Source organism: Bacillus paralicheniformis (assembly GCF_002993925.1).
Classification (GTDB): domain Bacteria; phylum Bacillota; class Bacilli; order Bacillales; family Bacillaceae; genus Bacillus; species Bacillus paralicheniformis.
The window spans coordinates 1,831,778-1,845,267 of record NZ_CP023665.1 but is presented as its reverse complement, the minus strand read 5'-3'; the positions used below and the strand labels follow the sequence as shown (position 1 = coordinate 1,845,267).

Here is a 13,490-nt window from a genome sequence, read left to right as displayed (position 1 = left end):
CTGCCGGTTTCATGCCGGCAGCTTACATGTTATTGTACCACTTTATCCAGCAGATGCTTCAGTTTCAAAAGCGCCTTGGAGTGAATCTGTGAAATGCGGGAAGTCGACAAATTCAAAACCTGTCCGATTTCCGTCAGGGTCAGCTCTTCTTTATAGAATAAGCTGATCACGAGCTGTTCTTTTTCTGAAAGCTCGTTTATTTTTTCCGCAAGCTGGGAGATCAGTTCGTCTTTGAGCATTTTTTCTTCCGGCGTGCTCGTTTTGTCGTCCCTGATCATCACCTGGACGTTCTCCCCGTCTTCATGGTCGTGAAGCTTCTCATCAATTGAAAGGAGATTCGCAAAGAAACCTTCATTGATTGTGGTCACGACGTCTTGCTCGCTCATTCCCAGCTCAGCGGCGATTTCGCTCGGCGAAACATTTCTTAAGTAGCGCTGTTCGAGCTTTTCGATCGCAGCTTCCACTTTCTTCGTTTTTTCACGGGATGTTCTCGGAAGCCAGTCTTCTTTGCGAAGACCATCGATAATAGCGCCTCTGATTCTGAAGGAAGCGTATGTATCAAACTTCAAATCCCTTCCCGGATCAAATTTTTCAAGGGCGTCATACAAACCCAGCATGCCAAGGCTGACCAAATCGTCTTTATGAACGGACTTTGGCAAGCCGACGGCTATCCGGCCGACATGATATGTCACAAGCGGCATATAGCGGCGGATTAAATCATCGCCTGCCTGAGGATCTTTCCATTCTTTCCACCGCGACCAAAGCATCTGATCTTCATAGTTCAAGGATTGCATCTTTATCCCCCTATATTGCATATTAAATCGTCGTTACACCTTGTTTAACTGTCCGGATGACAAGTTCGGCTGACTGCGGATCGAACTCGATCGTTCTTCCGCTGTTTCCGCCTGTATCCTCGCTTACAATCGGAATGTTTAAGAGAGATAGATGTTTTTTAATCGCAAGCACATTTCTTGGCCCGACTTTCATCAAATCATTTGTCATCTTAAATTTAAACATTTCGGCTCCTCCGGCCATTTTCGCTTTCAAAGCGTATTTTCGGCACCCGGCTTCAAGCAGCATCTTGACCGTCGCTTCGACAGCTGTGTCCGCGTACTTTGCCACATTGATGTCCGGTGTCTTGGATAAGGAAGAGTCGGGAAGCATGACGTGGACGAGACCGGCCGTCTTCGCTTCCAAATCATAGAGCACGAGTCCGACGCACGAACCGAGACCCGATGTCCTGATCTTGTCGGGAGTGCGGACTATTTTCACATCGGCAATTCCCACTCTGATAATCGATGTTTCTTTTTCTAAGATTTTCATAGAGCTGCACCCAATGCATGAAAGAGCTTTTCAAAAGAATCATAGTCCGGCAGAAGGAACAAATGCGCTTTTACTTTCCGGTTGTGCTCCTCGTCAAAAATGGAGTTGTCGATCACGATAACCTGGTCTCCAACTTGGCTGAGCTCGATCAGCCCTTCGCTGATGACGGCTCCGAACATATCAAGCGTCAGTTCAGGGACGCTCGGGTACATTTGCCGGTTTGTCAAATCAGCGAGAGCGGTCAAATAAGATCCCGCCATAATATTCCCGAGTTCGTGCAGGGCGGAGGCTCCGATATCATTCGGCGTCATGCTGTCAATCTCGAATTCCGGATTGCCGACAAGCTCCCTGATCAGCTGCTCGGCCTCTGAAAAAGGCATGATCACGAACATAGAACCGGGAAAATCCCCTTCCATGCGCAAAAAGATGCTTGCGACAGGAAGGTCTGCACCGCCGAATAGGTTGACAAGCTCATCAAACGACATCAGCTTGACAAACGGCACTTCCATTTCGATTTTCCTGTTCAGCAATAGAGCCAGGGCAGAAGCGGAATGACCCGCTCCGATATTCCCGACTTCCCGCAATATATCAAGATGCTCTTCTCTAATTCCGTTAAATACGCTCATCATAGGCTCCTTATTTCTTCACATTTTCAGAAGCGGCGGCAAGGCTCGACTTCCGGTTTAAAACAGCTTCAGAGTCAATCAGATTGAGAAGTCTGGACCCTTGCTTGACGATGCCTTTAATCCATTGCCTGCCGTCTTTTCCTACCGTTTCGGGAGCCGATTCAATTTCCTCTTCCTCGACAGTGATGACATCGTTCGCCTCGTCCACCACCCAGCCGACTTCAATGTCCTGATGGGTGATGATGATGATTCTCGTTTCATCTGTAATCGTATCTCCAGGCGCTTCAATCCGCTTTCTTAAATCGATGACAGGCGTGACAACACCTCTCAAATTAATGACGCCGCAAATATACGGTTCCACTCCCGGCACCCTTGTTGGCTGCTGCCATTTTTCAATGGACATCACTTCGGATACAGAGATGGCATACTCTTTATGATTTACTTTGAACACAATCATTTTTTCACCGGTGGTAGTCTGTGTGGTCAAGAGGATCGCTCTCCTTTCGCTTTCTATTTGATAAGGGCGTTGCAGTCGATGATCAGGGCTACTTGTCCGTCTCCCAAAATCGTCGCGCCGGAAATGGCAAAGACGTTTGTTAAATAATCGCCGAGTGATTTTAGTACGACTTCCTGCTGGCCGATAAAGGAGTCGACAACAAATGCCGTCAGCTTGTCTCCTTTTTTCACGACGATGGCGTGAAGCTGATCAAGATCATCCGAAGAATCCTCAACATTAAACTGTTCTTTCAGGTAAACCACCGGTACGATATGGCCCCTGAAATCGATCACTTCGCGGTCGTGCGTCTGAAGAATATCTTTCTTATCGATGACAGCCGTTTCTATAATAGAAGAAATCGGTATCGCAAACGTTTCGTTTTCAAGTTTGACTAGCAGCACGGATATGATCGACAGTGTAAGCGGAAGCTGAATGGAGAAAAGCGAACCTTCGCCTTCGCTCGACCTGATGCTGACAGAACCGCCCAAAGATTCCAGCTTGCTTTTGACAACGTCCAAGCCGACCCCGCGTCCTGAAATATCCGAGATTTGATCTGCGGTTGAGAATCCCGGTGCAAAAATGAGTGCGTCGATTTCATGATCTTCGATCGTTTCGGCGTCACGTTCGGTAATGACGTTGCGTTCAAGCGCTTTTTCAAGCACCTTTTTGCGGTTGATGCCGGCTCCGTCATCCTCGACCTCGATAAAGACGTGGTTCCCGCTGTGATATGCTTTCAGACGGACTTGACCCGTTTCAGGCTTACCGTTTTTCACCCTGACTTCAGGCGCCTCGATCCCGTGATCAAGGCTGTTTCTCAAGAGGTGGACAAGCGGGTCGCCGATCTCGTCTATTACCGTTCTGTCAAGCTCGGTTTCCGCCCCGAAAATCGACAGCTCGATCTTTTTATTTAATTCTTTTGTCAGCTGGCGGACCATGCGCGGGAAGCGGTTGAACACCGTTTCTACCGGAACCATTCTCATGTTGAGGATGATCGATTGCAGGTCGCCTGAAATTCTTGTCATCCGTTCGACGGTATCTGTTAATTCGCCGTGTTCAAGCTCTTTGGCGATCTGCTCTAAGCGCCCTCTGTCAATGACCAGCTCCTCAAACAGGTTCATTAATGAATCGAGGCGGTCGATGTTGACGCGGATCGTCTTCGTTCCGCCGCCTGCTGCAGGTTTCGCCGCTTCTTTTTTGCCGTCCGGCTGCTTAGCCGGGGTTTTCTCCGCGTCTTTCGGTGCGGTTTCTTTTTCAGGCGCTGCAGGCGCGGCTTCTTCCTGTGCCGAAAAATCGTTTTTCAGCTCGGTTACTTCAATTTTTTCGATTTCAGATACGCCGTTGATTTTGTTGAAAATCTCTTCTTCCCCGTGTTTGCTTAAAAAGCACACGACGAATTCGGAATCAAAATCTTCCGACTCGAGAACTTCCGTTTCCGGAATCGTTTTGACGACTTCGCCGATTTCGTTCAGCTGTTCAAATACCATGTACACCCGAACGCCCTTCAACAGGCAGTCCTCTTTCAACGCAACATTGATTTCGTAACATTTAAAGCCTTGTTCCTCAGCTTCGGCGATGACCGTCCGCTGAAATTCGTCATAGGCCCATTTCGTTTCAGACGACGCCGCTTCAGGCGCTTCTGCCGATGCAGCCGCCTCCTTGTTTGCGCCTGTCACATCAAGCTTGGCGCAGACTTCTGAAACGTCTCTTTTGCCGTCGCCCCCTTCAATGATCGAAAGGACAATCGCTTCAAGGTCATCGAGCGCTTCAAACATGACGTCCATCCACTCTGACGTAATGGTCATTTCTTCATTACGGATCGCGTCCAGCACGTTTTCCAGACTGTGCGTTAAATGAGCCATATCTTCATAGCCCATCGTAGCGCTCATCCCTTTCAAAGTATGAGCCGCTCTGAAAATATCATGGACAAGCTGCAGGTCTGTCGGATTTTTTTCGAGTTCGAGCAATTTTTCGTTACAGGTTTGCAAATGTTCTCTGCTTTCTTCAATAAAGACGTCTAAATATTGATTCATATCCATATGAGTCACGCCCTCTCTTTTTTCATATACGTCATAATGGCTGCGGCAATCTCATCAACATGCTTGATGTCGTTTGCAAGCCCGTTGTTAATGACCGATTTCGGCATTCCGAAAACGACGGACGACTCGGCTGCTTCGGCGATCACCGTTCCGCTTCCATGTTTCAAAAGGCCTTTTACGCCTTCTGTTCCGTCGCTTCCCATCCCCGTCATAATGACGGCGATTTTTTCAAACTCCCGAAGTGAGGCCAGGGAATGGAACAAATAGTCAACAGAAGGCTTGTGACGGCTCTCTGTGTCGCGGTCATCGAGCGTGATCACCAATTCGCCCTTTTCAAGGCCGACTGCCATGTTTTTCCCTCCGGGGGCAATGTAAACCCAGCCGTCTTTCGCTCTCTCACCGTTTTCAGCCTCCTTCACGGTTACTTCTGAGAGGTGGTTCAGCCTGTTCGCTAATGAGGCTGTAAACCCCTTTGGCATGTGCTGAACGACAAAAACAGGCGCCTTCAACGTTTTGGGAAGCTTGGGAAGCACTCTTTGCAGCGCTCTCGGTCCCCCTGTCGATGTACCGATGCAGATGAGCTGTTTTCCAGCCCGAACACGGACTGAATCGCTGCCGCTCACCGGCGGCCGCTTTGCCGTCTCGATGGCGGGTTTTGAAATCGGAACAGGCCGGCCTTTCAGTTTCACCCGCCCTGCTGTCAACACTTTCTCAATCAGCATGTCTCTTACTTTATATAAATCAATTGAAATTGAACCCGACGGCTTTGCGACGAAATCGATCGCCCCCAGCTCAAGACATTCGATCGTGATATCAGCCCCCTGCTGCGTCAGACTCGATACCATGACAACCGGAAGCGGATCGCTCGCCATGATCCTTTTCAATGTTTCTTTTCCGTTCATCACAGGCATTTCAATATCCAATGTGATCACATCCGGGCGGAGCTCCTTGATTTTTTGGAGCGCTTCCTCGCCGTTTCTTGCCGTTCCTGCTACAGCAATCTCGTGATTGGATGTTAAAAACTTGGTGATCATGTTTCTCATAAAAGCAGAGTCGTCAACGACAAGAACACGAATCATAATGTATTGCCCCTCCTCAGGAATGAAGATAATTTATCGATAAAGGACCGGTTTTCGCCTATTTCCGTTCTGCCGTTATCAAGCAGCGATTCTGCCAGCAGGTAAACCGCCCTGCTCGGCTTGGAACGCGGGTTCTTCATCAGAAACGGCTGCTGCTCCACAACGGCTCTTGGTACCAGGGGATCCTCAGGAATCGGCCCTGCATATGCAAGCTTTTGCTGTAAAAAAGCGTTTACCGTGTTGGAAAGGCGGAGAAAGGCGGAAATTCCGTCTTTTTGGGTTGTACAGCGATTGACAGCGACTTTCAGCTGAAGATCGCGTCCCGTTAATGCCAAATGCTTGATCGCGCTGTAAGCGTCCATAATGGATGTCGGCTCCGGCGTGGTGACGACCAGAATTTCATCCGCTGACAGGACGAATGGCAGCTGATCTTTTGACAGCCCCGCTCCCATATCAAATATGACATAATCGAAGCTTGTCAAAGCCCGCGTTAATTCTTTCAGAAAGAACGCCCAGTTTTCCCCGTTCAATTCGAACATCGCATCCAGTCCCGTTCCGCCCGAAATGTATTGAAGGCCACGCGGACCGGCTGACAAGGCGCGCTCAAACGGTATTTTTTGCTGAAGGAGATCCATCACGGTGCAGAGCGATTGCCGGCCGATCAAAATATCGATGTTCCCCATTCCGACATCTAGATCGATCAACAGCACGCTCTTTCCTTTTTCCAAGAAGGCGAGAGCCGTATTCAGCGATATATTCGACTTCCCGACGCCTCCTTTTCCACTCATAACAGCGAGCGTTTTCGCTTTTGGATGAGCGACAGGGGCGGGCGGTTCGGCGAAGCGCTGCCCCATCCGCCTTCGTAAGCTTTCTGCCTGATCCATGTTCAACACCCCGTAAGCAGTCTGACAAATGATGCATTTGACAAGTAGCGGATATCTTCCGGAACATTTTGTCCGTTTGTCATATAGCCGAGACCGATTCTCGATTCGGCGAGCAGATTCATGACGCTTCCCAATGAATCGGTTTCATCCACTTTCGTGAATATCAACTGATCGATCGGAATGCTTGAGAACTGCTTAATGAGCTCCTTCATATCCTCGTACTTGCTCGTCGCGGACATGACGAGAAACGCCTGTATCTTACGCTCAAACGGAATGATTTCCTTCAGCTCCCTGACATATTGCCCGTCTTTGAAATTCCGGCCCGCCGTATCGATGAAGACGTGGTCAAAATCGGCGAACTTTTGCTGGGCCGCTTTAAATTCTTCTTTCGTGTAGCACACCTCGAGCGGCGCATTCAGAAGCTCGGCATATGTCCTGAGCTGTTCAACCGCTGCAATCCGGTACGTATCCGTCGTGATAAAAGCGATTTTTTTCTGCTTTTCCAGCACGGAAGAAGCGGCAAGCTTTGCCAATGTCGTCGTTTTGCCGACTCCGGTCGATCCGAAGAGCACGACATATTGGGAATGAATCGCCACGTCCTGTTCCCGATTATCGGGAAGAAGATCGGCCAAAGCATCTGTTAAGTGGGCCAGCGCCTTTTCATCCGTCCATTCTTCGCCGTTTTTTAAAGAAGTGCTGATCAACCGGCCGAGCGCTTTCGTACGGATGGCCGGCGATACCCCTTGCTTTGCCAGAATCTGGTCCGCCTTTTTCAGCGGCTCAGGCAGCACATCAACCGGCTGCTCATGATGCCGCATTTCCAGCAGTTCTTTCAGCTCTTTCACTTGGCTTGCCAAATCGAGGTGGTCCGGCTGCGGGACAGGCGAAGGGCTTTGTTCACGTAAAACTGGCTTTTGCCGCTCCGGTTTCCTCGCGTCGGAAAAGTCCTGGTCGACAACCGCAATCACTTCAACCCCGGCTTTTTTCACAAAGCCGAGAAATTTTCTCGTATGAATTTTTTTAGAATTCAAGATTACGGCGTCATTCCCGAACTCTTGTATAATTTGCTTTGTGGCTTCCTGCATAGAACCAGCTACAAATTTTTTAATTTTCATTGAATATCCACCACTCCGATGCTTTGAACTTCTACATTGGCTTCCAGTTCGTTATAAGAAAGAACCGGCAGATCAGGGAAATAGCGCTCTAACAGCTGTTTGACATACATTCTGACAGGCGGTGAACATAGAAGGATCGGCACTTCCTGCCTTAATGAGAGCTGTTCGATTTCTCTTGCTACAGATTGAATGATATTTTCGGATAATGCAGGTTCAAGAGATAAAAAGTTGCCGTGTTCAGTCTGCTGAATTCCTTCCGCCACGGCCTTTTCGACACGGCCCGAACACGTCACCACTTTCAGCGTCTCATTTTCCTTCGCATATTGGGCGGTGATCTGCTTGGCAAGCGCCTGTCTTACATACTCGGTCAGCATATCTGAATCCGTCGTCAGCTTTCCGTAGTCGGCCAGTGTTTCAAAGATTGTCACCAAGTTCCTGATCGATACTTTTTCTTTCAGAAGTTTGGCCAGCACTTTCTGAATATCACCGACAGACAGCGGATTCGGCGAGACCTCTTCGACCAGTACAGGATAAGATTCTTTCAAGTGGTCGATCAGCTGTTTTGTTTCCTGTCTTCCGATCAGCTCATGGGCGTGCTTTTTCACCTGCTCTGTAATGTGGGTCGACACGACTGAAGCCGGATCGACAACCGTATATCCGAGCATTTCGGCCTGATCTTTCTGAGATTCCGGTATCCATTTTGCCGGGAGGCCGAAGGACGGTTCGATCGTGTCAATTCCTTCGATCTGATCGTCTTCGCCTGTCGGAGACATCGCCAAAAAGTGATCGAGGAGAAGCTCGCCTTTTGCGACTTCGTTTCCTTTAATTTTGAGCCTGTACTCGTTCGGCTGAAGAGCGATGTTATCCCTGATTCTGACGACCGGAATGACGAGACCGAGTTCAAGCGCAAGCTGACGCCTGATCATGACGATTCTGTCTAATAGGTCGCCGCCTTGATTTGCATCTGCAAGCGGAATCAATCCGTAGCCGAATTCAAATTCGATCGGATCAATATCGAGCAGATGAACGACGCTTTCGGGACTTTTTAATTCGTCCACTTCAGCTTCTTCCTCAAGGATATCCTCCACTTTTTCCTTCTCTTCACCGGCTTTGGAGAGCGTATAGCCGCCAATGGCGAGAAGAAGAGCCAGAGGGCCTGTCAGGAGAATGCCGATCGGTGTGAAAATCCCGAGCAGCAAAATCGTGCCCGCCGTCACATACAAAAGCTTTGGATAAGCAAACAGCTGGCCTGTAATATCGTGTCCGAGGTTCCCGTCCGACGCTGCTCTTGTGACGACGATACCCGTCGCCGTTGAGATCAAGAGCGCAGGCAGCTGAGATACGATCCCGTCGCCTACAGACAAGAGCGTAAAGTGTGAAGCGGCTTCCTGAATGCTCATTTGTTTTTGCAGCATGCCGATGACAATTCCGAAAAGGACGTTAATGAGGACGATGATGATCCCTGCGATCGCATCCCCTTTCACGAATTTGCTCGCACCGTCCATCGCGCCGTAGAAGTCGGCTTCACGGGCCACTTTCTCACGGCGCACTTTCGCTTCCTGTTCGGTCACCATTCCGGCGTTCAAATCGGCATCAATGCTCATCTGTTTCCCCGGCATGGCGTCGAGCGTGAATCTGGCAGCAACTTCAGAAACCCGTTCCGCCCCTTTCGTTATGACGATAAATTGGATAATGATCAAAATGATAAAGACAACGAGACCGACCAAAACGTTTCCGCCGACAACGAAAGACCCGAACGTCTCGACTACTTTTCCCGCATCTCCGTTGGACAGAATCGAACGTGTCGTCGATACATTCAGCCCGAGGCGGAACAGCGTCAAGAGGAGCAGCAAAGAAGGAAATATCGAAAATTGCAGCGGTTCTTGCATGTTCATTGTGGTGAGAAGCACGATTAACGCAAGAGAAATATTCACGATAATTAAAACGCTCAACAACCATGGTGGAAAGGGTATGATAAGCATTGCCACAATGAGGACAACGCCTGATAAAACTGATAAATCTCTTGCTGACATGCTGTTTCTCTCCTTTTAAAACTGAAAAATTCACTAGATTTTTTGCTTTGTTTTGTAAACATACGCCAGGATTTCGGCTACGGCCTTAAAGAATTCTTCCGGAACGGCCTGGTCGATCTCAACCTGGTCATAGAGCGCCCTCGCCAAAGGTCTGTTTTCGACTGTCATGACATCGTGTTCTTTGGCGATCTGCCTGATTTTCAGAGCCATCAGATCGACCCCTTTTGCGATGATAAACGGCGCATCCATTTTGTTTTCGTCATATTTCAGCGCGACAGCGTAATGGGTCGGGTTTGTGATGATGACATCCGCTTTTGGCACATCCTGCATCATGCGGCGCATCGCCATTTCCTTTTGCTTCTGCTTGATCTTCGACTTAATCAGAGGATCGCCTTCGGTTTTTTTGTATTCGTCTTTAATGTCCTGTTTTGACATGCGAATATTTTTTTCATAATCAAATTTTTGATAGAGGTAATCGAGCACCGCGAGAAAAATCAGGGCGACTGCAGCGGAAACCCCCATTAAAAAGGTGAGCCAGCCGACATATGACAAAGCCTCGCCCGCGGACAGCGCCGGGATTCTGAGAATTTTGTCAAAGTTCAGCCATAGAACGGCGAATGTCACGCCGCCGACAATCACGATTTTTAAAATCGATTTAAGCAGTTCAACGATCGCTCTGATGCTGTAAATCCGCTTGAATCCTTTAAGCGGGTCAAGCTTTTTCAAATCAGGCTTGATCGCTTCAGGGGCAAATAAAAACCCGACTTGCATATAGTTGCTCAAGACCCCGGAGACGACGGCTGTCAGCAAAAGCGGTGCCATAATGAAGCCAGATTCAAGCACAAGACTTTGAAACAGGCCGGGAATATTGGCGACTGACACCTTCATCGTGATCAACTCTTTGTAATACTTTTCGATCAGTGCGAGCAGGCGGTCTCTCATAAAAGGTCCGACGAATAAAAACGCTAAAAACACGATAAGAAGCGTAACCGCTGTATTGACATCTGCGCTTTTGGCAACCTGTCCTTTTTTTCTGCTTTCCCGCCGTTTTTTCGGCGTCGCTTTTTCCGTTTTTTCACCTGCGAAAAATTGCAAATCCAACGTCAGCTTCATCATGCCACCCCAAGCAAAGTTAATAGATCTCTCATTGTCCGAATGGCAAATTCGAAGACGTGCTGCATCATGCTGAACATAACGGCCATGCAGATGATGAGCATGATAAAGGTGATTGCGATTTTCAAAGGAAGCCCGACGACAAACACGTTGAGCTGCGGCACCGTTCTCGCCACAATCCCCAATGCCAGATCGACTAAAAACAAACAAGCCACAACAGGCGCAGACAATTGAAATGCTGTTATAAACATCGTGTTGAAGCTCTTTGCAATAAACTCGGCAAATCCTTCGCTTCCAAACGACAGCGCCATCTTATCGACCGGGATGTATTGATAGCTGTAATAAATCCCGTCAAGCAGGAGATGATGCGCATTCAGGCTCAGCATGAGGAGCAGCGCCAACGTATATAAAAACTGGCCGACAAGCGGGCTTTGCGCTCCTGTCTGGGGATCGATCACATTCGCCACCGCAAATCCCATTTGAAAATCGATGAATGATCCGGCGATTTGAACGGCCGAGATCATCATGTAGGCGATCAGCCCAAGCAGAAGCCCGATCAGCGCTTCCTTCATGGCCAACATCATGTAAACTCCGTCAACATCAAGCTGAGGAGGCTTTTCAATCGCCTGAAAACTGACGAGCGCAAGAAAAAATGCAAAACCTATTTTATGAACGGCAGGAATTGACCGATAAGAAAATAGAGGCACCGTTACATAGAATGCTGTGATTCTGACAAATACAAGTAAAAAGGCTGGAAATGATTCAATTATTGACATGTTAAAACTACCCTGCAAAACGGTTTAAATTAGAGAACAGCTCAGTCGCGAATGATAAAATCGTCGACAGCATCCACGGGCCGAAAATGACGAGCCCGACCAAAACGGCGACGATTTTCGGAATGAATGCAAGAGTCTGTTCCTGTATTTGGGTGGTTGCCTGAAAAACGCTGACGATCAGCCCGACGAGAAGAGCGAGCGCCAAAAGCGGCCCGCTGATAAGCAATGTAACGTATACAGCCCTTTCAGCCATCGATATAACAAATTCTGAATTCATGTATTAGCACCTACTCTAAAAGCTTTGCAGCAAAGATTTAACGATTAAATACCAGCCATCTACAAGCACAAACAGCAAAATCTTAAACGGCAGTGAAATCATGACCGGCGGAAGCATCATCATCCCCATCGACATCAAAACACTTGCCACAACCATATCGATAATCAGAAACGGTATAAATATCATAAATCCCATTTGAAACGCGGTTTTCAATTCCGAGATGACAAACGCGGGAACCATCGTTGAAAGCGGAATATCTTTAATGGATTCAGGCGTCTCCATCTTTGCGTAATTCATAAATAAAGCCAGATCTTTCTGTCTTGTATGCTTGCTCATAAAGGTTTTGATCGGGGTTTCCGCTTTTGTGTAAGCTTCATCCAAGGTGATTTTATTGTTCATTAACGGCGTCAGCGCTTCTTTATTAATCTCGGAAAAAGTCGGCCCCATAATGAAAAATGTCAGAAACAGTGCAAGTCCGATCAGCACCTGGTTTGGGGGCATTGACTGTGTTGCCAGCGATGTCCGGACAAAGGACAATACGATGACAACCCTTGTGAAACACGTCATCAGGATCAAGATCCCCGGAGCGATCGAAAATACTGTCAAAAGCAGCAAGAGCCGGACACTGGCGCTGACGTTTGCCGCATCGCTTGAATTAAATAAATCCATAAACTCATTCATGTTGATTTTGGCCTTTCTTTCTGCCTTCTGCGCGATTTTGTTTCAGTTCCGCGAGCTGTGCTTTTAACGACTCGGAAAAAGATGCCGTGCCGCTTTGCTTTTGCACGCCTGGAACTTTGACTTGATCCATCCATTTCTGCCACTCAATCTTGCTGTTCATCGCAGCTTCATGCTGCGTGAGAATTTCTTTATATTCCTTTTCATCATCGATCTCTTTCAGCAGCTGGATATTATCGCCGACACCGACGACCAGCACCCTGTTCCCTACTTTAATCAGCTGTACGGACTTGTTTTGCCCGAGCGAAGTTCCGCCGATGTTTTCGACATACTGGAAGGGTTTTAACAGGCGGTTGCGTTTATTCATGAATTTGACCAAAGCGTAGATCAGAAAAATGACGAACAGTAACGCGCCGATCATTTTCACAAAATCAAATATGGAAACGGAAGGAGACGGGGGTTCGGCCTCCGCCTCTTCCTTAAGAGAACTTTTTTCCTCGGTTTTGTCTTTGTCTTTTGCTTTTTCTTTCTCTTTGCCCGCACCTTTTTGCTCAAACAGATGGTCAACGGTCTGATCCCCCGATTCCTCTGCGAGAGCCGGAGCGTACGGCAGCACGAGAAAGGCAAATAGACAAAGGCCGGCTATGAAAATAAGAGGTTTCTTAAACAAGTTGTACACCCTTTAGCTTAGCGTTTTATTGATCGCTTCCATGACGCGGTCAGCCTGGAACGGTTTGACGATAAAGTCTTTCGCTCCCGCCTGAATAGCGTCGATAACCATCGATTGCTGGCCCATTGCCGAACACATGATGATTTTTGCCTGCGGATCGATTTCCTTGATTTCTTTAAGAGCCGTGATTCCGTCTTTTTCCGGCATCGTGATATCCATTGTGACAAGATCAGGTGAATGCTCTTTATATTTTTCAACAGCCTGCGCTCCGTCTTGCGCTTCTGCGACGACTTCAAAGCCGTTTTTCACTAAAATGTCTTTAATCATCATTCTCATAAATGCTGCATCATCAACTACTAAAATCTTGTAAGCCATTATTAATCT

General features: G+C 48.0%; 15 protein-coding genes. All 15 read right to left on the bottom strand.

All coding sequences use genetic code 11. From position 1 onward, the window contains the following. Nucleotides 1-29: 29 nt before the first annotated feature. From CP943_RS09455 to CP943_RS09385, 15 genes are read right to left on the bottom strand one after another with little or no spacing between them, the layout of a single operon-like run. A complete protein-coding gene (locus CP943_RS09455; protein ID WP_003181822.1) occupies nucleotides 30-794 on the bottom strand; it encodes a FliA/WhiG family RNA polymerase sigma factor in 765 nt (254 codons plus the stop codon). Between the two features lie 22 nt (nucleotides 795-816). Continuing rightward, nucleotides 817-1,323 carry a chemotaxis protein CheD gene (locus tag CP943_RS09450; protein WP_003181820.1) on the bottom strand — a complete coding sequence of 169 codons (507 nt, stop codon included), beginning with the start codon at nucleotides 1,321-1,323 and terminating at the stop codon, nucleotides 817-819. After that, nucleotides 1,320-1,949, bottom strand: coding sequence for a chemotaxis protein CheC (locus CP943_RS09445; RefSeq protein WP_003181818.1), 630 nt, complete (start codon nucleotides 1,947-1,949; stop codon nucleotides 1,320-1,322). Before CP943_RS09445 ends, CP943_RS09450 begins: the two co-directional genes overlap by 4 nt. A gap of 10 nt (nucleotides 1,950-1,959) precedes the next feature. Further along, the gene (locus CP943_RS09440; protein ID WP_003181816.1) at nucleotides 1,960-2,436 is read right to left on the bottom strand and encodes a chemotaxis protein CheW; all 477 of its coding nucleotides are present in this window, start codon (nucleotides 2,434-2,436) and stop codon (nucleotides 1,960-1,962) included. Nucleotides 2,437-2,459: 23 nt separating this feature from the next. Further along, nucleotides 2,460-4,481, bottom strand: coding sequence for a chemotaxis protein CheA (locus CP943_RS09435; protein ID WP_095290479.1), 2,022 nt, complete (start codon nucleotides 4,479-4,481; stop codon nucleotides 2,460-2,462). Nucleotides 4,482-4,486: 5 nt separating this feature from the next. Next, nucleotides 4,487-5,560: a protein-glutamate methylesterase/protein-glutamine glutaminase gene (locus tag CP943_RS09430; protein WP_020451410.1), complete on the bottom strand. Its 1,074-nt coding sequence runs from the start codon at nucleotides 5,558-5,560 to the stop codon at nucleotides 4,487-4,489. Further along, complete coding sequence (locus tag CP943_RS09425; RefSeq protein ID WP_026579734.1) at nucleotides 5,557-6,444, bottom strand: MinD/ParA family protein; 888 nt, start codon at nucleotides 6,442-6,444, stop codon at nucleotides 5,557-5,559. Before CP943_RS09425 ends, CP943_RS09430 begins: the two co-directional genes overlap by 4 nt. A gap of 2 nt (nucleotides 6,445-6,446) precedes the next feature. Further along, nucleotides 6,447-7,559 carry a flagellar biosynthesis GTPase FlhF gene (flhF, locus tag CP943_RS09420; RefSeq protein ID WP_105980935.1) on the bottom strand — a complete coding sequence of 371 codons (1,113 nt, stop codon included), beginning with the start codon at nucleotides 7,557-7,559 and terminating at the stop codon, nucleotides 6,447-6,449. Next, nucleotides 7,556-9,592, bottom strand: coding sequence for a flagellar biosynthesis protein FlhA (gene flhA, locus CP943_RS09415; RefSeq protein WP_020451407.1), 2,037 nt, complete (start codon nucleotides 9,590-9,592; stop codon nucleotides 7,556-7,558). Before flhA ends, flhF begins: the two co-directional genes overlap by 4 nt. Before the next feature lie 33 nt (nucleotides 9,593-9,625). Continuing rightward, the gene (gene flhB / locus CP943_RS09410) at nucleotides 9,626-10,705 is read right to left on the bottom strand and encodes a flagellar biosynthesis protein FlhB (protein ID WP_023857204.1); all 1,080 of its coding nucleotides are present in this window, start codon (nucleotides 10,703-10,705) and stop codon (nucleotides 9,626-9,628) included. Beyond that, nucleotides 10,705-11,481 (bottom strand): flagellar biosynthetic protein FliR, encoded by a 777-nt coding sequence (gene fliR / locus CP943_RS09405; RefSeq protein ID WP_020451405.1) that lies wholly within the window; start codon nucleotides 11,479-11,481, stop codon nucleotides 10,705-10,707. The genes flhB and fliR overlap by 1 nt, the downstream gene beginning before the upstream one ends. Nucleotides 11,482-11,488: 7 nt before the next feature. Further along, complete coding sequence (fliQ, locus tag CP943_RS09400; RefSeq protein ID WP_020451404.1) at nucleotides 11,489-11,758, bottom strand: flagellar biosynthesis protein FliQ; 270 nt, start codon at nucleotides 11,756-11,758, stop codon at nucleotides 11,489-11,491. Between the two features lie 15 nt (nucleotides 11,759-11,773). Then, nucleotides 11,774-12,439 (bottom strand): flagellar type III secretion system pore protein FliP, encoded by a 666-nt coding sequence (gene fliP / locus CP943_RS09395; RefSeq protein WP_020451403.1) that lies wholly within the window; start codon nucleotides 12,437-12,439, stop codon nucleotides 11,774-11,776. Continuing rightward, nucleotides 12,432-13,106, bottom strand: coding sequence for a flagella biosynthesis regulatory protein FliZ (gene fliZ, locus CP943_RS09390; protein ID WP_079289134.1), 675 nt, complete (start codon nucleotides 13,104-13,106; stop codon nucleotides 12,432-12,434). Before fliZ ends, fliP begins: the two co-directional genes overlap by 8 nt. Nucleotides 13,107-13,118: 12 nt before the next feature. After that, entirely contained in the window at nucleotides 13,119-13,481 is a 363-nt protein-coding gene (locus CP943_RS09385) for a chemotaxis protein CheY (RefSeq protein WP_003181796.1), read from the bottom strand. Nucleotides 13,482-13,490 lie beyond the last annotated feature (9 nt).

Excerpts from the sequence above, each read along its gene's own strand:
- CP943_RS09455 (WP_003181822.1), bottom strand. The coding sequence starts at position 794 with ATGCAATCCTTGAACTATGAAGATCAGATGCTTTGGTCGCGGTGGAAA.
- CP943_RS09450 (WP_003181820.1), bottom strand. The coding sequence starts at position 1,323 with ATGAAAATCTTAGAAAAAGAAACATCGATTATCAGAGTGGGAATTGCC.
- CP943_RS09445 (WP_003181818.1), bottom strand. The coding sequence starts at position 1,949 with ATGAGCGTATTTAACGGAATTAGAGAAGAGCATCTTGATATATTGCGG.
- CP943_RS09435 (WP_095290479.1), bottom strand. The coding sequence starts at position 4,481 with ATGGATATGAATCAATATTTAGACGTCTTTATTGAAGAAAGCAGAGAA.
- CP943_RS09430 (WP_020451410.1), bottom strand. The coding sequence starts at position 5,560 with ATGATTCGTGTTCTTGTCGTTGACGACTCTGCTTTTATGAGAAACATG.
- CP943_RS09425 (WP_026579734.1), bottom strand. The coding sequence starts at position 6,444 with ATGGATCAGGCAGAAAGCTTACGAAGGCGGATGGGGCAGCGCTTCGCC.
- flhF (WP_105980935.1), bottom strand. The coding sequence starts at position 7,559 with ATGAAAATTAAAAAATTTGTAGCTGGTTCTATGCAGGAAGCCACAAAG.
- flhA (WP_020451407.1), bottom strand. The coding sequence starts at position 9,592 with ATGTCAGCAAGAGATTTATCAGTTTTATCAGGCGTTGTCCTCATTGTG.
- flhB (WP_023857204.1), bottom strand. The coding sequence starts at position 10,705 with ATGAAGCTGACGTTGGATTTGCAATTTTTCGCAGGTGAAAAAACGGAA.
- fliR (WP_020451405.1), bottom strand. The coding sequence starts at position 11,481 with ATGTCAATAATTGAATCATTTCCAGCCTTTTTACTTGTATTTGTCAGA.
- fliQ (WP_020451404.1), bottom strand. The coding sequence starts at position 11,758 with ATGAATTCAGAATTTGTTATATCGATGGCTGAAAGGGCTGTATACGTT.
- fliP (WP_020451403.1), bottom strand. The coding sequence starts at position 12,439 with ATGAATGAGTTTATGGATTTATTTAATTCAAGCGATGCGGCAAACGTC.
- CP943_RS09385 (WP_003181796.1), bottom strand. The coding sequence starts at position 13,481 with ATGGCTTACAAGATTTTAGTAGTTGATGATGCAGCATTTATGAGAATG.